General features: G+C 31.4%; 16 protein-coding genes and 1 pseudogene. 4 read left to right on the forward strand and 13 right to left on the reverse strand.

Annotation, left to right across the window (positions count from 1 at the left end; all coding sequences use genetic code 11):
- The first annotated feature begins 308 nt into the window (after positions 1-308).
- From BM120_RS04260 to BM120_RS04270, 3 genes are all read left to right on the forward strand, one after another.
- A complete protein-coding gene (locus BM120_RS04260) occupies positions 309-2,900 on the forward strand; it encodes a cell wall-binding repeat-containing protein (RefSeq protein ID WP_091993554.1) in 2,592 nt (863 codons plus the stop codon).
- 267 nt (positions 2,901-3,167) lie between these two features.
- A complete protein-coding gene (locus BM120_RS04265) occupies positions 3,168-4,250 on the forward strand; it encodes a threonine aldolase family protein (protein WP_091993555.1) in 1,083 nt (360 codons plus the stop codon).
- A 128-nt stretch (positions 4,251-4,378) separates the two neighbouring features.
- Entirely contained in the window at positions 4,379-5,230 is an 852-nt protein-coding gene (locus BM120_RS04270) for a DegV family protein (protein WP_091993557.1), read from the forward strand.
- Between the two features lie 333 nt (positions 5,231-5,563).
- Here BM120_RS04270 and BM120_RS04275 read toward each other — a convergent pair whose 3' ends face one another.
- From BM120_RS04275 to nrdD, 5 genes are all read right to left on the reverse strand, one after another.
- A complete protein-coding gene (locus tag BM120_RS04275; RefSeq protein ID WP_242941559.1) occupies positions 5,564-6,412 on the reverse strand; it encodes a hypothetical protein in 849 nt (282 codons plus the stop codon).
- On the reverse strand, positions 6,409-7,155 hold the full coding sequence (trmB, locus tag BM120_RS04280) for a tRNA (guanosine(46)-N7)-methyltransferase TrmB (RefSeq protein WP_091993558.1): 747 nt from the start codon (positions 7,153-7,155) through the stop codon (positions 6,409-6,411). The genes BM120_RS04275 and trmB overlap by 4 nt, the downstream gene beginning before the upstream one ends.
- 80 nt (positions 7,156-7,235) lie before the next feature.
- A complete protein-coding gene (locus BM120_RS04285) occupies positions 7,236-7,553 on the reverse strand; it encodes an iron-sulfur cluster assembly accessory protein (RefSeq protein ID WP_091993560.1) in 318 nt (105 codons plus the stop codon).
- 89 nt (positions 7,554-7,642) lie between these two features.
- On the reverse strand, positions 7,643-8,149 hold the full coding sequence (gene nrdG / locus BM120_RS04290) for an anaerobic ribonucleoside-triphosphate reductase activating protein (RefSeq protein WP_091993561.1): 507 nt from the start codon (positions 8,147-8,149) through the stop codon (positions 7,643-7,645).
- Positions 8,150-8,172: 23 nt separating this feature from the next.
- The gene (nrdD, locus tag BM120_RS04295) at positions 8,173-10,293 is read right to left on the reverse strand and encodes an anaerobic ribonucleoside-triphosphate reductase (protein ID WP_091993563.1); all 2,121 of its coding nucleotides are present in this window, start codon (positions 10,291-10,293) and stop codon (positions 8,173-8,175) included.
- 604 nt (positions 10,294-10,897) lie between these two features.
- Here nrdD and BM120_RS04300 point away from each other — a divergent pair.
- Positions 10,898-11,395: a prolyl-tRNA synthetase associated domain-containing protein gene (locus BM120_RS04300; RefSeq protein WP_091993565.1), complete on the forward strand. Its 498-nt coding sequence runs from the start codon at positions 10,898-10,900 to the stop codon at positions 11,393-11,395.
- 104 nt (positions 11,396-11,499) lie between these two features.
- Here BM120_RS04300 and BM120_RS04305 read toward each other — a convergent pair whose 3' ends face one another.
- From BM120_RS04305 to BM120_RS04340, 8 genes and pseudogenes are all read right to left on the reverse strand, one after another.
- A complete protein-coding gene (locus BM120_RS04305; protein ID WP_091993566.1) occupies positions 11,500-12,072 on the reverse strand; it encodes a DpnII family type II restriction endonuclease in 573 nt (190 codons plus the stop codon).
- Positions 12,073-12,086: 14 nt separating this feature from the next.
- Positions 12,087-12,916, reverse strand: a pseudogene (locus BM120_RS11390) (DNA adenine methylase).
- Between the two features lie 84 nt (positions 12,917-13,000).
- A complete protein-coding gene (locus tag BM120_RS04315) occupies positions 13,001-14,275 on the reverse strand; it encodes a methionine gamma-lyase family protein (protein ID WP_091993568.1) in 1,275 nt (424 codons plus the stop codon).
- A 164-nt stretch (positions 14,276-14,439) separates the two neighbouring features.
- Positions 14,440-15,360, reverse strand: a complete 921-nt coding sequence (gene miaA / locus BM120_RS04320; RefSeq protein WP_091993569.1) for a tRNA (adenosine(37)-N6)-dimethylallyltransferase MiaA — start codon at positions 15,358-15,360, stop codon at positions 14,440-14,442.
- Between the two features lie 60 nt (positions 15,361-15,420).
- On the reverse strand, positions 15,421-17,493 hold the full coding sequence (gene mutL, locus BM120_RS04325; protein WP_091993571.1) for a DNA mismatch repair endonuclease MutL: 2,073 nt from the start codon (positions 17,491-17,493) through the stop codon (positions 15,421-15,423).
- A gap of 88 nt (positions 17,494-17,581) precedes the next feature.
- Positions 17,582-20,221, reverse strand: coding sequence for a DNA mismatch repair protein MutS (mutS, locus tag BM120_RS04330; protein WP_091993573.1), 2,640 nt, complete (start codon positions 20,219-20,221; stop codon positions 17,582-17,584).
- 232 nt (positions 20,222-20,453) lie between these two features.
- Positions 20,454-21,260 carry an ABC transporter ATP-binding protein gene (locus BM120_RS04335; protein ID WP_091993575.1) on the reverse strand — a complete coding sequence of 269 codons (807 nt, stop codon included), beginning with the start codon at positions 21,258-21,260 and terminating at the stop codon, positions 20,454-20,456.
- On the reverse strand, positions 21,238-22,251 hold the full coding sequence (locus BM120_RS04340; RefSeq protein ID WP_091993577.1) for an ABC transporter substrate-binding protein: 1,014 nt from the start codon (positions 22,249-22,251) through the stop codon (positions 21,238-21,240). The genes BM120_RS04335 and BM120_RS04340 overlap by 23 nt, the downstream gene beginning before the upstream one ends.
- Between the last annotated feature and the right edge of the window lie 153 nt (positions 22,252-22,404).

The following is a 22,404-nucleotide window of genomic DNA, read 5'->3' on the forward strand; positions in this document are numbered from 1 at the left end:
ATATTATTTTTATATTCATATTTATTTCATAGCTAATTTTTCAATTGATTTATTATCTTTGCTTAATAACGATTTTTCAACAAAATAACATCAAAATTTTTCTAAATTTATTCCTATTTTTTATTAAAAAAATTTACATTAAATTTACATTATTTCTATTGTAATATAACAAAAACATGTTATAATGTATAAATATTCAAAAAAAAAAAAATAAGATAATCAAATCATATAAATTGGTATAATTTTATAGAGCTTATTTTCTAGATATCTCTATAGTTATATATATATTATTTTAAAGGAGATAAAAAATGAAAAGTATTAAAAAATTTATTTCGCTGCTACTTGTAGCAATAATATTTGTCTCTACTGTACCTATTAACAATGTTAAAGCGGAAGGAAATTATAGTGGTACTATAACAAGAGTAGGTCAGTGGACAAATGAATCAAGAACACTTAGAGATGATACTATCAATGTGTCGAGTGGCTCTGATAAACTTGGTACACCTATTATGAATGGAGGGCTACTTAGAGGTCTTGCAAAAACTTTTTTGGGATGGTCAGACAAGGAGCCTGTAGGAAATGGAGAAATTGCCGATGGTGCAAGATTGTTTTCTCCAGAAGATACAGTATCAAAAGCATTTCCAAATGGTATTGATACAAATTCCAAAATTTATGCCGTTTATTTTAGTTTAAATGCGCCTAAAACAGCTTTGCCTGATTCAAATATTGCATTTGGACTAGCTCTTTTAAGTGGTGTTGGTAATATAAAAATTGATGGCAAAAAAATTGATATTAACAGTGATACTAACAATGAAGATATTTTACCACATACTAAAAACGTGTCTTCAGAGAATATTGATAATAATATATCAATAATTGATCGTTACAAGGCTGCAGATGATAATAATTCAGTTCACGAAATTATTTTGAGAGCAGAGTTTGAAATGGCAGACAATATACATATGGTAACATATAAAAATCCTGGTGGATATGCTCCTGTACTTTCTTACAATTATAGCAATTTGAAAAATACAGAGTTTAGCAAGAAAGCAAGAGAAGATATGAGCTATCAAGAAGAGTATACTTTTGTAGATTTAACTATTGAGTTGGATGAAAAGATGAATGTTCCCGATATTCTTTATATGGATTTTAAGAGTTATCCATGGCGACCATTATATGTATTGGACGAGCAAGGTAATTCTATGAACATTATTAGCCCTGCTGACGGAACGGATTTTGGAAATGGTATGAATGCTTTTAATACACTTGTGAGTAATACAAATCCAAGCACTACTTTCGGATTTAAAACAACTGGAAAGAAAAAATTTACCATAAGAACTATTTTAAGAGATGGTAGCAATGAAAAAATTCCTGAGAATAAAGTTGTTCCTACTGGTGACAATACCATAGCCGAAGAAATAATAGAAAATATGACATTGAGATTTCTTTCGAGTGATGAGATTATGGCGTTAACTGGAAAATCAAAAGAAGATAGTTATAAATCTGTTGTAACTATAAAAGATTCAGTTGCTAAAAGCATTGCTGATATAGCAGGTAGCCAGAAATTAAAAGCAATAGGCTCTGTCAAAGGATTAGCAGTGGCAAATGCAGGAAGAGTTAGCTTTTTCGAACTAAGATCATCAAAGGATATCAACACTCCTAGTAATGGAACTCTTAATATAGGTTATGTAATTAATCCTGTGGTTACATTTGTTAAAAACTATGGAGATGAAAATGCTCCTGACTACAAAATATCTGAAGTAGAAGTTGATAAGGAACAATCTATTAATGGTGATACACTTGTCAATCAAAGTATTCCATCAAGCCCTACTAGAAGTGGATATAAATTTATTGGGTGGAGTACAGATAAAGCTGCGAATACTTCAAATATAGCAAATACAAAATTTGATGGAGATACTATAGTCTCTGATAATCTAACTGTATATGCCATTTGGGAGAAAAATTCAACTGGTGGTGGGGGGAGCAATCCGATGCCAACACCAGATAAAGATAAAGATAGAGTAAGTGGAGCGGATAGAGTAGAAACAGCAGTGAAAATATCTGAAAAATATTACGACAAATCGAAAACTGTAATAGTTGTCAGAAGTGATTTGTTCCCCGATTCTATGACAGCAGCAGTCCTTTCTAAGCAATTAAATGCTCCAATACTTCTAACTGAAACAAATGCTTTGGATCAAAAAGTAAAAAACGAAATAAGAAGATTAGATGCTGAGGAAATTATTATAGTTGGAGGACCTCATTCAGTTTCTGAAAAAGTCAGAAATGAACTTAAAGAGTTAGATATTGACAAAAATGTTGAAAGAATTTCAGGGGAAGATAGGTATGGAACATCTGATATGGTCGCTAGGAGAGTAGTAGGCATAACTGGTAAATTGAACAAGGCTGTAGTAGCAAGCGGAGAAGTATTCCCAGATGCTCTTTCAATAAGCTCATTTGCGGCACAGAAGGGATATCCAATATTATTGGTAACTAAAGAAAATATTCCATCTCGTATCAAACGTTCTATATCTGACTTAGATATAAAGAATACATATGTTGTTGGAGGAAAAAATACAATATCTGAACAGAATGCATCAAATCTTCCAGGAGCTTTGGAAAGAATAGGTGGAATTGATAGATATCAAACCTCTGTAGAGATTGCAAAATCAAAATTTAAAACATCAAGTACAGCATTTTTAGCAAGTGGAGAAGTATTCTCAGATGCTCTTGTAATTGGTCCTGTTGCAGGTAAATATGCATCTCCAATACTATTAACACCATCTGAAAAGGCATCTAAATATGTAGTTGATTATGTAGCAAATTCAAATATTAGAAAGATAACAGTAGTTGGTGGACAAAGGTATATTCCTGATTCTATTGTAAATCAAATAATTAAATAATATTTTATTATTAAAAATGGGTTAGGTATTCAAATAAATATTTAATCCATTTTTTTTAAATTAATGCATACATACTTTTATTATCATTTTCTATAAATATATAGAGTAAGTGAATTGATTTACAACAGTTACACCCAAATATATTATATGATTATTTAAAGGCTCATAATATTTATATGTTGACATTTAGTACAAAGAACTATATTATATAGTATATAAAAAATCGTTATTACATCATTATAAGAATATTTTAAAGGAGGGATATTTATGATTAGGTTCGAAAATGATTATTTAGAAGGATGTATTCCGGAAATTCTAGAAAAGATAGTCAATACTAATTATGAGCAGATACCGGGATATCGTCTTGACGATTACTGCGAAATAGCTTCGCATAAAATCAAAGAGAGCTGCAATGCGGATTATTTAGATGTGCATTATCTTGTCGGTGGTACTCAGGCTAATATGACTGTTCTCGATGCTATTCTTAGACCTCATCAAGGGGTAGTATCAACAATCCTGGGACATATAAACGTTCATGAAGTAGGTGCTATTGAAGGGCGTGGACATAAGGTTTTAGCATTATATAATACTGATTATATGAATGAAGATAATATTGAATTAGCTCAGCAATTAGATGAAGAATCTAAATTATCTCCTCAAACACTAAAAAATTATCTTGAGGATTATTTTAAAAAAGATGATTGGCATACTGTTCAACCTGGAGCGGTCTATATATCACATCCGACAGAGCGTGGAGCTTTATATACTAAAGACGAACTAATTCAATTAAAGGAGATATGTGACGAGTACGAAATGCCACTTTATCTTGATGGTGCAAGGCTTGCTTATGCATTGGCAGCTGAAGAAAATGATATAGAGCTGGAGGATCTTGCAAAATATTGTGATATTTTCTATATTGGAGGAACGAAATGTGGAGCATTGTTCGGAGAAGCAGTTTGTTTTTCCAACAAAAAATATAACAAGGACTTTAGAAATATCACAAAGCACAATGGAGCAATAATCGCCAAAGGAAGACTTTTAGGTATACAGTTTGATGTCCTTTTTACGAATAATACATATATTGACAAATGTAGGGATGCGTACATTTTTGCAATGAGGATAAAGCGAGCATTTGAAGATAAAAATATCGATTTTATAGCAAATTCTTTTACTAATCAGCAATTTCCAATACTTAGCAAAAAACAGCAAAGTTATATAAAATCAAGTGGTATAAATTTTAATTATGAGGCAAAAATTGATGACAATTATGATGCCGTTAGATTTTGTACTGATTGGGCAACAAAAAAAGAAGCTATTGAGTATCTAGAAAAGGTAATATCAAAATTATAATATGCTATTATACAGAGATGATAGACAATTTAGATTACTGTAAAATAATGAAAATATTATTTAAGCTAAATACTATTTTATAATATAATTAAATTAAAAATAAAGCTAACTATGGTCTGGAGGGAAAAATGGGTATAAAATTAGTAGTAGATTCTTCTTCTGAAATCACTCAGGAGGAATCAAAAAAAATGGGAGTTTATTGTCTACCTCTTACAGTCTCGTTTGAGGAAGATATGTTTAGAGATGGTGTTGATTTGAGCTATGATGAATTTTACGACAAACTTGGTGAATATGAAAGCTTACCAAAAACTAGTCAAGTAACGCCATACCTATATGAAGAAGCGTTTAAAGAAATTCTTTCAAATGGAGACATACCAGTAGCTATTACATTGTCGTCTGTAATTTCTGGTACATATAATAGTGCTATATTGGCTTCAAATCAATTTGATGAGGAAATTCATGTCATCGATAGCCTTACAACATCATGTGCTTTAAAGCTGATTATTAAGTATGCATTGAGTATTGTTGATAAATATAATGATCCAGTGGAATTTGTAAATGAAATTGAAAGAGTAAAGAAAAAAGCTAAGATATTCTATTTGTTGGATACACTTGAGTATTTATACAAGGGTGGACGCCTTTCTAAGCTTTCAGCATTGGCTGGTTCAATATTATCGATCAAACCGATTATATCCTTTGATGAGAATGGTAAAGTAGTTATGGTATCAAAATCTAGAGGCTGGAAAAAAGGTATTTCTCTATTAATTGATCTTGTTAAAGAATCAGGAGAAATTGACGAAGAGCTAGGTGTAATTTTATCATATTCCGGAAAGGATTCGTCAATAGTAGATTCACTTAAACAAAAATCTGAAGCTATTTTCGACTTTGATGTAAATGATATTCCAGTCACACAGATTGGCTGCACAATAGGTACACATGCCGGACCAGGAGCAATTGGAATTTCTTATTTTACAAAATAAAAAAGCATTAAAGCACCCAATGAGGTGCTTTTTATTGTAAAGCAAACTATGATGACTTTATGAATTATTTTTATCCTCAACAGATATATAATTATTAGCATATATAACTATTCCTTAAATATACATTTAAAGAATAGTTATATGTTACACCTTCAAAACTCGATTTTTAATTTTAGTAATAAATATATTTATTTTTTCAATACCAATAATCCAGTTATCAAAAAAGGCGATCTAAATAATAGATCCACCCTCTTTACTAATTAATACAGCTTTGGCTGATAACGATTTTATCATACAGCCCAACATTATAACCAATACAATAGAATGTAAATTTTAGGAAAAAAAGAATTCTATCATTAGTGATATTACCATTGTAAATATTGCAAATGACAAAGATACTGTAAGAAACGAAATTGTCGTTATTACAATTTTTAGGTATTCTATCATAAATATATTTCCCATATTTAAAAATATAAGGTTTATCAAAAACACCAATAAAAAAAATAATAGAAATCCGGATTTACTGTTTCTCAAATCCTCGACACTCAAGTCCATATGAGTTGTTATTGAATAAATAATATAAACAACCACAATATAAGCGATTATATTGCTAGCTTTGAATGGATTCAGCACTGAAAGTATAGCAAAAACAAGGTTAACATATATGTTAAATGAATCAATGATATTGTTTATATTAGACATATACACCATGTTTTTGTTAAATGTCGCCTTTACGATTTCAAATTCTGATGGCATCAGTATCCACATACTTATAATCATTGTTAATGTTCCAAATATTATAGGTGAAATACCAATAAAGAAATTTCCAATTCTTTGGTATGGATTATTTATATTGCATCTGTGATTGACATATCCCATGATTCCATCGTATTTGCTTTTTATTGGTCTAAATAACGAAAAATCTACAATCTGATGACCAAATATAACGCAGAACAACATATGACTAAATTCGTGTACAACAGTGCCAATTATTCCGGTAATTATCAATCCGGTTCTACCAAAAGCATTGTTTATTGCTCTCGAATTGATACGCTCAATTACACTGAAAAATACACCAAAAAAGAACAGAAGTAAAATTAAAACGACTGTATATATAAGGCTGTTTTTTAAATTAATCATCTGGACATCAATATTTGCCAATTTGCTGAAGAATCCAATCATAAAGTATAAGCCTCCAACCTGTATATAGGCATTCCTAATTCCATGAATTTTTCTTCATATTCAGTTGTCACATTTTCCTTTGAAAAATCACTTTTAACAAGATTAAAGGAAATATTTCTAAATATCCATCTATTTTCGCTCATTTCATTCAAGCTAAATTCAAATAATTCTTGATTATCGGTTTTAAAATGAATTCCAGAGGATGGTTTTGAATTTAATTTTTTTCTATACAGCTCCAAAAATTTTTCGGAAGTCAGCCTTCTTTTAGAATTTCTCTTTTTAGGCCATGGATCGCAGAAATTTATATATATTCTGTCGAGCTCACTATCTGAGAAATAGTGTTCAAAAAATTCAGCTTCCCCCCAAAGGAATTTTATATTTGAAATATTTTTGTCCGATACTTTCTCTACTCCACGTATCAAAACCTCCTCTTTTATTTCCAAAGCAATATAGTTAATATCAGGATTTTTTAAAGCCAATGTAGTGATAAACTTACCTCTTCCACTTCCGACTTCAACATGTATTGGATTATGATTTCCGAATATCCTACTCCATTGCCCTCTGTAATTATTTACGATATTATCATATGCTCTGTCATTTACGACTTCCCTATTGTCAAAATTTGTGCGATTGGAAATCTGTGTATTAGAATCTGGAGGAACCTGATTTAATTTACCATTTACAACATAATTTTCGTATGAAAGTAGTTTTTCATCTGAGCCCTTTCTTTTTCTTCTTCTCATAATAACACCTCAATTTCAAAAAAGTGTAGTATGGATTAAAATCCACCCTACACTTTTTAATTTTTAATATTATTTCTCTATTAGTGGCAGCCTGAACAGCTTCCGCAACCACTCTGCATATCTTTAAGCTTTTCTGGAATAACTCTAAATCCACCACCTAAGTCCTGAATCAACATATCACCAAATTGTTCATATTCTTGAGCATCCATAATAAATTCTATATCTTCAACTGAACAAGAAACATCACTTGGTTTCTTTTCATCTAGAGCCAAACCAAAGGATGGTCCTGAACAAGCAGCACCTGCAAAGTACATTCTAACAGATGTTGGTTGATCAGTCTGTTCTGATATTATTTCTCTCAATACTTCTAAAGCCGTATTAGCTGCATCTACTTTCATATTATTAACCTCACTAAAATATTTATTGTCTGTCACATCCGACAATTGTATTATATCATATATATTTAATTTGTAAAAGTATCACTTATTTAGTTAATGTCAAAGGTAATAGTCGTACCAGTTTCAAGGCTTTTTAATACATCAATAACTCTTTGATTATTCGAACCTCTATATTTTAGTTTTATATCCCTATTTTCCAATTCAAATTTGCCATCAACTATGACATCACAATATTTGATAATCTCGAATTTTTTTTCATTTAAGATGGCATCTTCAAATGTATCTCCAGTCCATAACCAGATACTTTTATCTGGAAATTTTGTTTTTAGCTTTTCTAGCAAATTGACCAAAGAATCGTCCATAGTCTGTTGTAGAGGTTCGCCACCTAATATATTTACACCAACAACAACTGGATTTTCCACAAATGAGATAAATTCTTTTTCAGCCTTCAAATCCCATTCAGTACCATAATCGAAGCTTTGAAGCTCTTCATTGAAGCAGCCTTTGCAGCTATGGGTACAACCAGATACAAAAATCGTACTGCGTATTCCAGGACCATTTGTAACATCAAATTTTCTCATTAAACTATATTTCATAATGTTTTACATCTCCCTGGATATTATAAATGAAGAACTCTATCCCCTATTTCTTGAGTACGTCCCTTGTTCCAAAAATTGGTACCAATATATCCACAAGTACGTCTCATAACTTGCATTTCATCTCTATCCCTGTTTCCACAAGAAGGACAATACCATTCAAGCCCTTCATCTAATTGTATTTCTCCTGTATAGCCACATTTATAGCATACATCTGGCTTTGTATTGATTTCTGCATATTGAATATTGTGATAAATGAAGTTAATCAATTGTTCGACAGCTTCAATATTTTTCGTCATATCGGGCACCTCTACATAAGAAATACAACCACCTGTAGACAAATCATGGAATGGAGCTTCGAATTTTAGCTTTGCAAAAGCATCTATCTCTTCACATACATTTACATGGTAAGAATTTGTGTAGTATAGCTTATCTGTAACTCCTTCTATTTCACCAAAACGCACCTTGTCCATTCTACAAAATCTGTAAACTAATGATTCTGCTGGCGTTCCATAAAGACTGAATCCCAATCCAGTATCATTTCTCCATCTATCGCAAGAGTCTTTCATATGCTTCATAACATCCATTGCAAATCTATGCCCCTCTGGAGCTGTGTGACTCACGCCAAGCATTGCATACACCATCTCGAAAATTCCGACATAACCTAAAGACAACGTAGAATAGCCATCACGAAGAAGCTTGTCTATTGTTTCACCCTTTTCCAATCTTGCAATTGCACCATGCTGCCAGTGAATTGGAGATACATCTGACAATGTTCCCAAAAGCATCTTGTGTCTACAAAGTAAAGCGTCTCTACAAAGCTCTAATCTCTGGTCTAAAATATTCCAAAACTGTCCCATTTTACCTTCAGATAAAATTGCAATCTGAGGAAGATTCAAAGATACAACGCCTTGATTAAATCTACCATACCATTTATACTCATCATTTTCATCCTTCCAAGGTGATAAGTGAGATCTACAGCCCATTGGAGGGAATGCATTACCTTTGTAGTTTCTTTTCATTATTTTAGAGCTCTGGTAATCAGGTACCAATCTCTTTGCAGTACATTCTGCTGATAATCTTGTGATATAGTCATATTTTCCACCCTCTAAACAATTATGTTCATCAAGCAAGTAAACTAGCTTAGGAAAGGCTTCACCAATATTTTGTCCCCTGTAATTTTTCATACCTTCTAATCTCTGTCTTATCATTTCTTCACAGATTAGAGCCATTTCTTTTTCGTATTCGCTGTTTGTATCTATTTCAAGATAAATTGTGGCAAAAGGAGCTTGTCCATTTGTAGTCATTAGAGTTGAAAGCTGATATCTTATGGTTTGAACTCCATCTTTCAAATCCTTTAGCATCATATCCTCTGAAATTTCTTCAGCAAGCTCTTCATTTGAATATTTGTCCATATAGAACTTGTAAAATTTATCCTTAGTTTTTCTTAAATAAGGAGCTAAATGCTTGATTGTGATACTCTGCCCACCGTACTGATTGCTGGCAACCTGTGCCATAATTTGTGTCGTAACTGTACAAGCAGTTGAAAATGATTTTGGAGATTCAACCATCTTCTCGTTGATTACAGTTCCGTTGTCCAGCATATCTTCAATATTTATTAGACAACAATTGAATATAGGCTGTAAGGTATAATCCATATCATGCCAGTGTATAGCACCTTCATCATGAGCCTGTACGATATGAGGAGGTATCAGCTTTCTTCTGGCTATATCTTTTGAAACCTCACCAGCAATCAAATCTCTTTGAGTAGAACAAATGACAGCGTTCTTATTTGAATTTTCATCCATAAGATCTACATTTGCCTTTCTCATTAATTCAAGAATAGAGTCATCTGTAGTATTAACCTGTCTTTTAAACTGCTGAACTGCTCTGTAGCCTTCATACGCACGAGCCGTTTCACTGTGATTATAGTGAATTAATCTATCGTAAACTATACCCTCTATTTTGTAAATGGTAGGTTTTTCGTCAGTTTTCAAAAAGTGATTTTCGCAATCTCTGGCAACCGCTTCAGCTATATCAGGGTGGTAAATACCACTCCCATTCTTCATAGCTTTTTCAACCGCAATTCTTATCTTAGAACGATCAAAAGGAACCTCTGTCCCATCTCTTTTTATAATAAGCATAAATATCTCCTCTTTCTTTATCTTAAATCTAATCATATATCCTATATATACCCAATTTTTTAAGTGATAAATAAAAATAATTACATATAAAGCATGGATTATAATCCAAAAATCAAAAAAATATTCACTCTAAAAATTTTAAAATATATGATAAACATAACCATTACAGCAGTTTCTTCAATTATTTAAAAAATTAAATCTCAATACAATATATAGGGGCTTGAATTAAATTTCAATACAACATATTGTATCTTCGTTATTTAGTATAAGGTATTTTGAGAAATAAAACAAGAGTATTTTTTTTGTAAAAAAACGTGATACTTTATGAAATAATGTAGCTATCGGTTTCAATAATATCATAACATATAGCTTTATATTTATTACACTTATGACAATTGTAATTATTTAATAAAAGTCGCAAAATTTTTTCAAAAACTTATTTTATTTTAGAGATTAAAAAGTAACTATAAATAAAAATTAAATTAAAATATGTAATTTTTAATTTTTAAATATCTTAAAAAATAGATTTTTCAAGGATTACGTGATATAATTTACATATGCAAAGGCTTGAAGCAATTTCTTGTAGCATAGGGAGGAAAATAGTATGGAAATATTAGAAAATGAAAAGAAAGTATATGATAAACTAGATGAGCTAGGTATTGAATACAGTGTTTTGGAACATGAACCACTATATACCGCAGAGCAACTAAGCCAGATAAAGGACAAGACTGAAGGACTTCACTGTAAAAATCTTTTTTTGAGAAATGCAAAAGGTGACAAATACTATTTGATTACAACAAAGGATGATGCCGAAGTCGATTTAAAGCTTATCAAGGAAAAAATTGGATCATCAAGACTGTCATTTGCATCACCAGAAAGATTGATGAAGGTGCTTGGATTAGTGCCAGGCTCAGTTAATCCATTTTCTCTGATAAATGATAACGAAAAGGATGTAACATTTTTCTTGGACAAAAATGTAATGACTGGGGATTTGCTTAACTTTCATCCGAATGTAAACTATAAAATGGTGACAATTTCACTTGATGACCTAAAAAAATACCTTGATTCTATAGGTGTTGTAATTAATCCAGTTGAGATATAAAGCTAAGTGTAATAAAAAATGATAGTAGTATTTACTTCAGATTTAGATAAAGTAAACACTACTATCATTTTTATATTACACTATATCACTTTTTCTAAATATTTTTAAAAAATTAATATTGATGATAAATCAATATTCCAATTATTTGATACTTCACTGATATACATTTCTTTAAAACAATCAAAATTCTTATAATATTTTAGTTCCTTAATATAACTTTCGACAAGATTTTCCATCAAATGTCCACCACGATTTTTTCGAGCATTAGAGTCCAAACCTGTTTCTACACCTGTAACATAATCAAATAAATTGCTTATATTTTTCTCTTGAATCAATTTAAACAATCCAGTTTTTCTCATAAAAACAATATATTCTTCAATTGGTAAATTCAATTTGGAAAAATTAAATATCTTATCTTGGTTATCATCCAGTATGCTAATTTCATTACTTCTTACTGCTAGTAATATAGGAATACATTTGAGCGTTTCAGGATATTTTCTTACAATTTCTTTAAATTCATATTCAATATTATCAGAACCAATAAGCGAATTTAATATATTTAGTTCGATCTTAATATTTTCGACATTAGCATAGACCTTATTAAAATCGACATAATAGTCATATGTTGATATACTACTTTTAAAGCTTGATAACCACACATTAAAATCTCTTTTCATTTTACCTCCAACAACTAATAGTTACAAATAATTATTTCTTCTCCTTTTCTATTTCTCGAATCAGAATTAATGAATCTTCTTACTTTGACAACTTCTAGCTTATATCCCTTGTTAGAGTACAAGCTGTTGATTAAATCTGTATTATGATTTGTTAACATACAAAAGCAACCCCTATCGGTCAATTCATCAAATAATTCAGCCAATCTAATATGCTCGTCAATTTCAAAACCTTCCTTTGTATAAGAATCAAATGACGATGGATTTAATGGTGCATATGGACTATCAAAGAAAATATCCCCTTTTGTAGCAGTAACACAACAATCTTCAAAATCACCATTCATAATTGTTATTTTTTCAAATACTTTGAGATTTCAATAATATTATCTTTATTAACTGATGGATTTATGCTTTTGTTATATGGCACATTGAATAATCCTTTTGAGTTAACCCTATATAATCCATTAAAACAGTGTTTGTTTAAAAAAACAAACATAGCTGCTAACTCAGTATCAAAATTTTTTTCGGAAAGTTTGCTATTATACAAATCTCTTATATAGTAATAGTATTCTTTATTACCATCAATTATTTTTGTATCTAAATTATCAATATATTCTAAAAATAAATCTATATTATCTCTTATTTGCGTATAAGCATTTATTAGAGATAAATTTATGTCATTAATGATTGCTCCAGCTTTTTTCAATTCAAATAACAAAGCACCACCTCCAACAAATGGCTCATAATAAGCTTCAAATCTTTCTGGTAATAGTTCTTTTATTTTTGGTAAAAGTTGCCTTTTTCCACCCGCCCATTTTACAAATGGAGTAACAGTATCATTTTTCATATTTTTTTAATCCTCTTTATGTTCTATAAATATTTATAGGAATATTTCAAAAAAATAATCCTATAAATTAAAAACATCTTATTTTTATAGTACACCCATTCTCTGCAGTGCCTTCAAGCTGCCCATCTTAGAGTGGTCATATGTTAATCCACCTTGGAAATACACATTATACGGCTCTCTGATAGGTGCATCTGCTGATAATTCAATTGAAGAGCCTTGTACAAATGCTCCTGCAGCCATAATTACCTGATCTCCATACCCTGGCATATCCCATGGCACTGGTCGCACGAATGAATCTACCGGTGCTGCTTCCTGAACTCCTTCACAGAATTTAACCACTTCATCAGCATTTTTTAGCTGAACTATCTGTATAATATCGCTCCTTTGATCATCGTATCTTGGATTAACCTTATAGCCTAGCTTTTCAAACAATCTAGAGCAATATACTGCCCCCATCACTGCCTGAGAGACGACATAAGGTGCTAAAAATAGACCTTGAATAATAGTTCTAGTCGTACCAAACATCAGTCCACATTCTTTACCAATTCCAGGTGCAGTCAATCTATATGAAATCAATTCGATAATATCTTTTTTTCCGACTATATAACCACCTGCAAGTGCCAGACCTCCACCGGGATTTTTGATCAAGGAGCCAGCTATTACATCAGCGCCAACATCTGTCGGCTCCAATTCTTCCAAAAACTCACCATAACAGTTATCAACCATTACGATTATATCCTTTTTTACTGATTTCACAGCCTCTATCGCTTCTTTGATATCATTTATACTCAAGGATTTTCTCCAAGCATATCCTTTAGATCTCTGAATCATTATCAGCTTCGTTTTTTCACTGATAGCTTTCTTGGCTCCATCTATATCAATATTTCCATCCGGCAGAAAATCAACCTGCTTGTATGTTACACCAAATTCTTTTAAACTTCCTTTTTCTTCTCTTATTCCAATTACCCCCTGCAAAGTATCATAAGGAGCATTTGTTATAGAAAGAATTTCGTCACCAGGTCTTACTATACCCTGAATTGTTAGAGACAAGGCATGAGTTCCATTAACTATTTGAGGTCTGACTAATGCGTCTTCAGTATTGAATACTCTTGCATATATTTCTTCAACCTTTTCTCTACCTATATCGTTGTATCCATATCCAGTAGTCCAGTTAAAATGATTATCGCTCAAATGAGATTCCTGCATTGCATTTAGAACCTTCAATTGATTAAATTCCCTTATTTCTCTAATTCTATCAAATTGACCACTTATTTCTTTATTAATTGATTTTGACAGCTCTAAAATATTACCATCGATGCCATACATTTTGCTCAGTATATCTTCTGTTGATTTTAACATAATTCCTCCATTCTTATAAAAATATATACATCTTTATCAATCGATTTAATCTGTAAACCTATACGTATTTATCAACCAGTTTGTTTTGAAAAGTAAACATATCCATCGATATACCTGATTTGAAAAATTTATATATATTTATCAATCAAGTTATTTCGGAAAATTTATACATACTCATCAATCAGCTTAATCTGATCTATTGCTTCACTATATTTGTCCAGATCCAACCACAGTGCATCGTCATATTTTTTAAACCAAGTTATCTGCCTTTTTGCGTAATTTCTTGATTTTTGTTTTATTAGATTTTTGGCAGATTCCATATCTGTTAATCCATCAAATACGTCGAGTATTTCCTTGTATCCAATTCCCTTCATAGATACTAGCTCCTTGGAATATCCCATATTACGTAATCGCTCCACTTCCTCAACTAAACCAATATCAAACATAAGATCGACCCTCAGGTTTATCCTGTTGTATAAAACGTTTCTATCTCTGTTTAATACCACGATTTTTACATCAAAGCTATCATTAGGCTTCAAGTCATTTGAAAAGTCGCCGAAATCTCCTCCCAATTTGAACACCTCTATAGCTCTAATCACACGCTTTGTATTATTTGGATGTATTCGTGATGCTACATCTGAAGAATATGACTTTAATATATCATGCAAATATTCAATTCCATTTTTGTTCAAGATATCCCTTAGCTCATCTCTAATATATTCATCTGAAAAAGTATTTCCAAAGTCCATGTCATAAATAAGTGAATTTAAATAAAGTCCAGTACCACCAGTTACTATTGATAGCTTTCCCCTACTATGAATTTTTTTTATTTTTTCAATAGCCAAAGCTCTAAACTCCGAAACTGAAAAATTCACATCTGGTTCAACAATATCGATCATATGGTGTGGAATATTCTCCATTTCTTCAGTAGTGACCTTTGCACTTCCGATATCCATATATTTATAAATTTGCATTGAATCTGCTGAAACAATCTCTGCATCATACTTTTTTGCCAATTCAATTGATAGCTTTGTTTTTCCAACAGCAGTTGGACCAGTTAATATCAATATTGGTATCTTACTCATACTTACCATACCTCTTTTTCTGTAAAACTGTTTTTTACAATATTATTCTATAATATTATTCTATGCATTTTTTCTTTTAAACATCTTTTCTATTTCATACTTTGTTACTTTCGTCATTATAGGTCTACCATGAGGACAAGTATATGGATTTTCACATTTTTCGAGCTGTGATACCAATTCTCTTGCTTCATTGTAGCTTATTTTATCGTTTGCCTTTATTGCAGATTTACAAGCTATTTCAGCAATATCATCATATTTTGAGTCATATGGATTCTCTATTTTTTCGATATTATCGATTATCTCAAAGATAAATTTTTCACTTTCAGGAATACCAAATGTATTTGGCACTCCCAAAATTCTAATATTTCTCAGACCATATTCTTCAACAATAAAGCCAAATTTTTGAAAACTATCTATATTTGTTCTAACTATGTCTATGTCATTTACCGATAATTCCATTATTATTGGATCAATCAGTAATTGAGTATTGACGCTACTTTCCCTGAAAGCTTTCATATACATTTCAAATCTAACTCTTTCATGAGCAGCGTGCTGATCCATCAATATCATTTCGCCTCCACGTTGAAAAATTATATAAGTGTCAAAAATTATACCTATAATATTTAAATTCTTGAAATCATTTAGTCTGGAATCCTGTTCTTCATCATCAAAAAAAGACTTATTTTCTACTGTTGTATCTGCTACAGCTTTATTTGCCACACCACTGCTAAAATAATCCACTTCATTATGCGAGCTGCTGCCGACTATAGATACATCTTTCTTAAGAGAAACGTTGTTAGTTGAATATATGTCATTTTTAGGAATATTGTTGTCAATTGAACCTATGTCTTTTTTAGGAATATTGCAATCAACTTTATCAGCAATTTTTTTATTTATATCATAGCTGGCTGGAAATTCTGCTCTATTATCAATTTTACAACTTGCTTTATCATCTACCTTATAATTTACTTCATCATCTACCTTATAATTTACTTCATCATTCATTTTATTTTCCAGTTTATCATCCAAAATATTTCTTTTCGTAGCAAAACTAGAATTATTTTCGTATGTAAATGAGCTGAAATGCTTCATACTGCTATCTTCATCATAAAGCTTTTTGTTTGGTGTATATCTTCCAATCAAGCTTTTTTTTATTAACATCCCACGAATATAATCGCCTATTTCATTTAGTATAGCTGTCTCTTCATCAAACTTTACCTCGAGCTTGCTCGGATGAATATTAACATCTATTTTTGATGGATTAATTTCAAAGTTTAAAAAATATACCGGATATTTATTAATAGGTATAATTGCCTTATATGATTCATTAATTATATTCATAAGGTTGGAGCTTTTTATATATCTTCCGTTTGTATAAATATATTCAAAATTTCTATTCGATCTGTACACATTGTTGTTTGCTATATATCCCGAAACAGAAAAATATGGTGATTTGTATGAGATTTCTATTAGGTTATCAACGATATCTCTTCCCTGAATAACTCTTATCGCATTAATAGTGCTTCCGTCACCAGTTGTTTCAAATATTGTTTTTTTATTATTGATATACTTGAACCTAACACTTGGATTTCCAATTGCCAGCTTGTTTATTAAATCAGTAATAGCCATTGTTTCGGCTTGGTTTGATTTTAAAAACTTTCTTCTCGCTGGGGTATTGTAAAATAGCGAGCTGACTATTAACTGAGTTCCAGTATTTCCAGACGTTGGACTTTTAGAATTGATATTACCACCATTTATGATTATTTCAGTTGCTGTCAACTCGTCAGCAGTCTTTGTTATCATCCTTACCTTTGAAACCGCGGCGATTGATGCGAGTGCTTCACCTCTAAATCCCAACGAATTTAAGGTATTTAGATCTTCAACCCTCTGAATTTTACTTGTTGCATGTCTCATAAATGCCTTGTTCACATCGTCATGAGGTATACCTCTGCCATTGTCCACAATCTTTATCAGATCTTTTCCACCATTTTCTATTTCAATTGAAATATACGAGGAAGAGGCATCTATTGAGTTTTCAATCAATTCTTTGACAATCGAAGCAGGTCTTTCAATAACCTCTCCAGCTGCAATCTTATTTATTGTAGAATCATCTAGTATATTTATTCTCGACATAGTACCTCCTCATTAAATTTATTTAGCTGTTTTTAAAATTGATTTTTCTGATTTCAAGCTATTTTTTGTAAAGCTATTTGCAGTTTTCTTAAATAGATTTTGCTCTTTTTTGAAGCTCATAGAGCTTGTTTACCATATCAATCGGTGTAGAATTCATCAAATCGAAGCTAATAATATCATCGACGAACTCCTTATATTTACTATTTAGTCCTTGTGCAATACTATCTTCTTTTACAGTATTATTTTTTAGTTTAATATTATTATCTTTATTGGTAATATCAGTTGATTTTTCAATGCTAGTTGAATTGTACATATGGTTTTTTTCCAATTCAAGCAGAATATTTCCTGCACGCTCTATCACCTCATCTGGAAGCTTTGCAAGCTTTGCAACATAAATTCCGTAGCTCCTATCTGCAGCTGAAGGAATAATCTTTCTCAGGAAGATAACATCATCTCCATCTTCTTTTACCTGTATAGAGTAGTTTTTTATATTTTCATACTTGTTTTCTAGCTCAGTTAATTCATGATAATGTGTGGCAAAAAGCGTCTTTGCCTTGATATTATCATGGATGTATTCAACTATTGACCATGCAAGGGATATTCCGTCATATGTACTAGTACCTCTACCAATTTCATCCAATATTATCAAGCTATCTTTTGTTGCATTTGATAAAATCAAACTAACCTCATTCATTTCAACCATAAAGGTCGATTGCCCTTGTGCCAAATCATCACTCGCACCTACTCTTGTAAATATTCTATCCATTATAGGTATTTCTGCAAACTTTGCTGGTACGAATGTACCTATATGTGCCATCAGACAAATAAGTGCAGTCTGACGCATATAGGTAGATTTTCCCGACATATTTGGACCAGTTATAATATTTATTGAGTTTTCATTATCTATATCTGTGTTGTTTGTAATAAAGTTCTCAGTCCCAATAATCTGCTCGATGACAGGATGTCTTCCGTCTTCAATTGACAGCATTCCAGCTTTGTTCAGCATCGGTTTTACATAATCATATTTCCCAGCGACAATCGAGTGCGATAAATACACATCAAGCTCGGCGATTACGTTTGCAACATCTTGTATTCTCTTAATATTCTTGTAAATACTATCACGAACGGATACGAAAATCTCATATTCTAGATTTTTAATTTTTTCTTCAGCATTTACAATTTTGTCCTCTATTTCCTTTAACTCAGATGTAATAAATCTCTCAGCGTTTACCAGTGTTTGCTTTCTTATATATCTATCATCTAGATTTGCCTGAGTCAATGCTACCTTGGTAATTTCAATATAATATCCAAAAACCTTGTTGTAGCCTACCTTTAACGTCTTTGCACCTGTTAATTCCTTTTCTTTTTTCTCTATCTCCTGTACCAAATAAGCTCCTTTTGAGGAAATCTCTCTCAATTCAGCCAATTCATTTGAATACTCTGATTTAATGATATTTCCATCCTTGACATTGTTTGATGGTTCTTCCAATATGGAATGTTCAATCAATTCCCATATATCTAGCAACGGATCAAGCTTGGAGGTCTTTTTCTTCAATCTATTAGCATCAGATATATTTATTGCGTCAATAACTTTTGGTATAATTTCTATACTATTTTTTAAATATACCAAATCCTTTGGTGTAACTCTCTCATAAGCAATCTTTGAGCATATTCTCTCTAAATCGTATATCTTTGAAAAATATGATTTCAAATCAGTTCTCAATATAAAATTATTGAATAATTCATCGACTATCGAAAGTCTATCTTGAATTAGACTAATATTCGTCAATGGTTGTTCAATATGTTTTTTTAGCATCCTCGCCCCCATTGGAGTTGAAGTAAAATTTAATACCTTTAATAAAGAGCCGACCTTATTTCTGCCTCTAATAGTTTCAGTTAACTCTAGATTTACCCTTGTAAACAAGTCTAGCTTCATAAAATCACTATTTCTCTGTATATTGACAGAATTAATATTTGAGGTTTCTATCATCTGTGTGATTTTGATGTAGTTTAAAACCATTGATATTGATTTTGTCAATATTTCATCATATTTTATGCTGTTTGTAATTAGATATTCATCATCAAATCTTTCAAGCAATATACCATCATCCATCAAAGAATCATCAACGACATCATTAAGATAAATCCTAGCCAGCTTGGAAATCATTTCAAGCTCTGAAATAATAGCTTGTTTATTTGAAATTATCTCTTTAGGACATATTTTTGATACCTCGTCCTTCAGATGAATTTTCGATATTTTTGATGCATTTAGTTCACCTGTCTTGATATCATAATATGCTACACCTATATCATCAGATTCATTGGAATATATGGACATCAAATAGCTATTTGATGATTCTACCTCATCGGTTTCCAATAGTGTACCAGGAGTAACGATTTTGATGACTTCTCTTCTAACTAGTCCATTGGCAGTTGCTGGATCTTCCACTTGCTCGGCGATTGCGACTTTGTACCCATCCTCAACCATTTTCGCAATATATGAATCTACCGAATGGAATGGAACACCACACATTGGGGCTCTCTCTTCCAATCCACAAGATTTTCCTGTCAATGCGATATTCAATACCTTTGACGCAAGCAACGCATCATCAAAAAACATTTCGTAAAAATCGCCCAATCTATAAAAAAGTATACAATCTGAGTATTCTTCCTTTGTTTCAAGATATTTTTTCATCATTGGTGATAATTTTTGTTTATCTATTTTCATAAGCACCTCCCAAATACACTCTAACACCTTATTATATCATGAACATATGTAATATACCATACAAAGAGATAGCATAAATCGATAACTTTTTTGCAATAGACTGAGCATTTTGATATAAAAAGTGCCACATTCATCATATGGTGAATGTGACAGCTTCTTGAGTTTATACTTTTTTAGAAAAAATATAATGTATCAAATTTTTATTTTTATATTATTTTTTGAGTAATTTGGGTTAATTTCTATTATCTTCTATTATCTTCATTACTTCTTTCTTCATTGCAGATAGCTCCCAAATATCTACATTTTTGTCATAGCTACTCAAATCTATTTCTTCTAATACTACAGTTGGCTTGTTTGATAATACATATATTCTATCTGATATAGCTATTGCCTCATCAATATCATGTGTTATAAGCATAACTGTTGGCTTCAGTTTTTTTCGTATCTCCAAAAACCATTCTATCAAGCTCATTTTTGTTATAGAATCCAATGCTCCGAACGGTTCATCCAAAAGCATAATATCGTTTGAGTGAACAAACGTCCTCATAAAGTTTGCTCTCTGCTTCATTCCACCTGATAATTCATTTGGATACCTATTTTCATACCCCTCTAATCCAAATATCTCGAAATATCCAGAAACCTCTTCCCGAGCATCCTTTTTTTTGACACCCTTGATAGTCAATGGTAAACATACATTATCTATGATGCTTTTGTATGGTAATAGCAAATTCTTTTGGTACATATAGCTTATTTCACCATATACATCACAAATTCCAGAGTCTTGCTTCACCAAATCTGCGATAATATTAAATATCGTACTTTTTCCACATCCACTCGGACCTATAAGGGATACTATTTCTCCTTTTTTTACGTATATATTTATGTCCTTCAATGCGAAATCACCACCAAACTGTTTTGATATGTCTTTGAGCTTTAGCTTTATTTCGTCTTTTTCTACTGCGACTGTATCGTTTTGTTTTTCTGTTACGTTTCTATTATTTTGGCTTGAGATTTTTTTATTTTTTTGGAAGGAATTCATTTGTAAATGCCTCTTCTACATTCAAGTCCTTTTTTATCAAGCCGTTTGATTTCATAAATTTGGCATAATTTTCCCAAACTGATGACTTCATCTCTCCCCATCTTGGTGCATCTGCTTGATATTCCTTTGATAGATATTCTTGGCTTGCAATTACCAAATTTTTGTCTAGTTCCGGAACAGCCTTAATCAATATTTCAGCAGATTCTTTGGGATTGCCGATAGCTAAATCATACCCCTTTGCAGTAGCTTCCATAAATTTCTTTACAAGCTCTGGATTTTCCTTTATTGTCTTGTTGTTCGTTATCAAGATAGGTGTGTAATAGTCTAAAGAAGCATCGATATCTTTTATTGGTATATAGCTTATCTTTTCTTTAAGCAATTGTGCTTTAATTCCATCCCATCCGTAGAACACCCAAGCAAAATCAATATTTTTCTTTGTAGCCGTAAAGAAGTCATCCTGACCAATATCTACTCTATTTAATTTGGAAAAATCTGCACCGTTTTTTTCCATTGCCAATTTTATTATTGCTTCCTCTGATGGCGATCCCCATCCGCCATATGTCTTTCCTTCAAAATCCTTTGATGTTTTTATATTCTTTGAATCAGGTGACGCAAATCCAGATGTATTGTGCTGAATAATTGTAGCTATTGACTTTACAGGAAGTGGATCTTTTTCCTTAGTCAATGCATATGTAACGTCTTCTTGATAGCTAACACCAAAATCTGCCTTTTCTGTCGCAACCAAGGTTGCCGAATCGCCCTCTGACGGTTGAACAATTTCAAGATCAATTCCAAAATCCTTATAGAAACCTTTTTCTTTTGCCACATATATACCAGTGTGATTTGTATTTGGTGTGTAGTCCAACATCAATGTTACCTTTTGAAACTTGTCGGAGCTTGTAGTTTCGCTATTTTTCTGTGAGCAACCTGCCAAAACAGAAGCAGTAAGTGCTATAGTAAGGGAAATTGATGCAATTTTTTTTATCTTCATATTTATCCTCCAATTTAATTTTAATGCTTTTTAATTCATATTTTATCTAATTATTTTTATTTCTGCTATATCATTTTTTTATATGTTTTTCTTGATATTTTTCTCTTGATATTTTCATAATACTTTTTTCTTGATTTTTTTTATAATATTTTT

This window comes from Peptostreptococcus sp. D1, from assembly GCF_900112955.1.
In the GTDB taxonomy this organism is placed as follows: domain Bacteria; phylum Bacillota; class Clostridia; order Peptostreptococcales; family Peptostreptococcaceae; genus Peptostreptococcus.

What these genes read in the sequence shown, in the direction of transcription:
- BM120_RS04260 (WP_091993554.1), top strand. Translation starts at nt 309, where the DNA reads ATGAAAAGTATTAAAAAATTTATTTCGCTGCTACTTGTAGCAATAATA.
- BM120_RS04265 (WP_091993555.1), top strand. Translation starts at nt 3,168, where the DNA reads ATGATTAGGTTCGAAAATGATTATTTAGAAGGATGTATTCCGGAAATT.
- BM120_RS04270 (WP_091993557.1), top strand. Translation starts at nt 4,379, where the DNA reads ATGGGTATAAAATTAGTAGTAGATTCTTCTTCTGAAATCACTCAGGAG.
- BM120_RS04275 (WP_242941559.1), bottom strand. Translation starts at nt 6,412, where the DNA reads ATGATTGGATTCTTCAGCAAATTGGCAAATATTGATGTCCAGATGATT.
- trmB (WP_091993558.1), bottom strand. Translation starts at nt 7,155, where the DNA reads ATGAGAAGAAGAAAAAGAAAGGGCTCAGATGAAAAACTACTTTCATAC.
- BM120_RS04285 (WP_091993560.1), bottom strand. Translation starts at nt 7,553, where the DNA reads ATGAAAGTAGATGCAGCTAATACGGCTTTAGAAGTATTGAGAGAAATA.
- nrdG (WP_091993561.1), bottom strand. Translation starts at nt 8,149, where the DNA reads ATGAAATATAGTTTAATGAGAAAATTTGATGTTACAAATGGTCCTGGA.
- nrdD (WP_091993563.1), bottom strand. Translation starts at nt 10,293, where the DNA reads ATGCTTATTATAAAAAGAGATGGGACAGAGGTTCCTTTTGATCGTTCT.
- BM120_RS04300 (WP_091993565.1), top strand. Translation starts at nt 10,898, where the DNA reads ATGGAAATATTAGAAAATGAAAAGAAAGTATATGATAAACTAGATGAG.
- BM120_RS04305 (WP_091993566.1), bottom strand. Translation starts at nt 12,072, where the DNA reads ATGAAAAGAGATTTTAATGTGTGGTTATCAAGCTTTAAAAGTAGTATA.
- BM120_RS04315 (WP_091993568.1), bottom strand. Translation starts at nt 14,275, where the DNA reads ATGTTAAAATCAACAGAAGATATACTGAGCAAAATGTATGGCATCGAT.
- miaA (WP_091993569.1), bottom strand. Translation starts at nt 15,360, where the DNA reads ATGAGTAAGATACCAATATTGATATTAACTGGTCCAACTGCTGTTGGA.
- mutL (WP_091993571.1), bottom strand. Translation starts at nt 17,493, where the DNA reads ATGTCGAGAATAAATATACTAGATGATTCTACAATAAATAAGATTGCA.
- mutS (WP_091993573.1), bottom strand. Translation starts at nt 20,221, where the DNA reads ATGAAAATAGATAAACAAAAATTATCACCAATGATGAAAAAATATCTT.
- BM120_RS04335 (WP_091993575.1), bottom strand. Translation starts at nt 21,260, where the DNA reads ATGAATTCCTTCCAAAAAAATAAAAAAATCTCAAGCCAAAATAATAGA.
- BM120_RS04340 (WP_091993577.1), bottom strand. Translation starts at nt 22,251, where the DNA reads ATGAAGATAAAAAAAATTGCATCAATTTCCCTTACTATAGCACTTACT.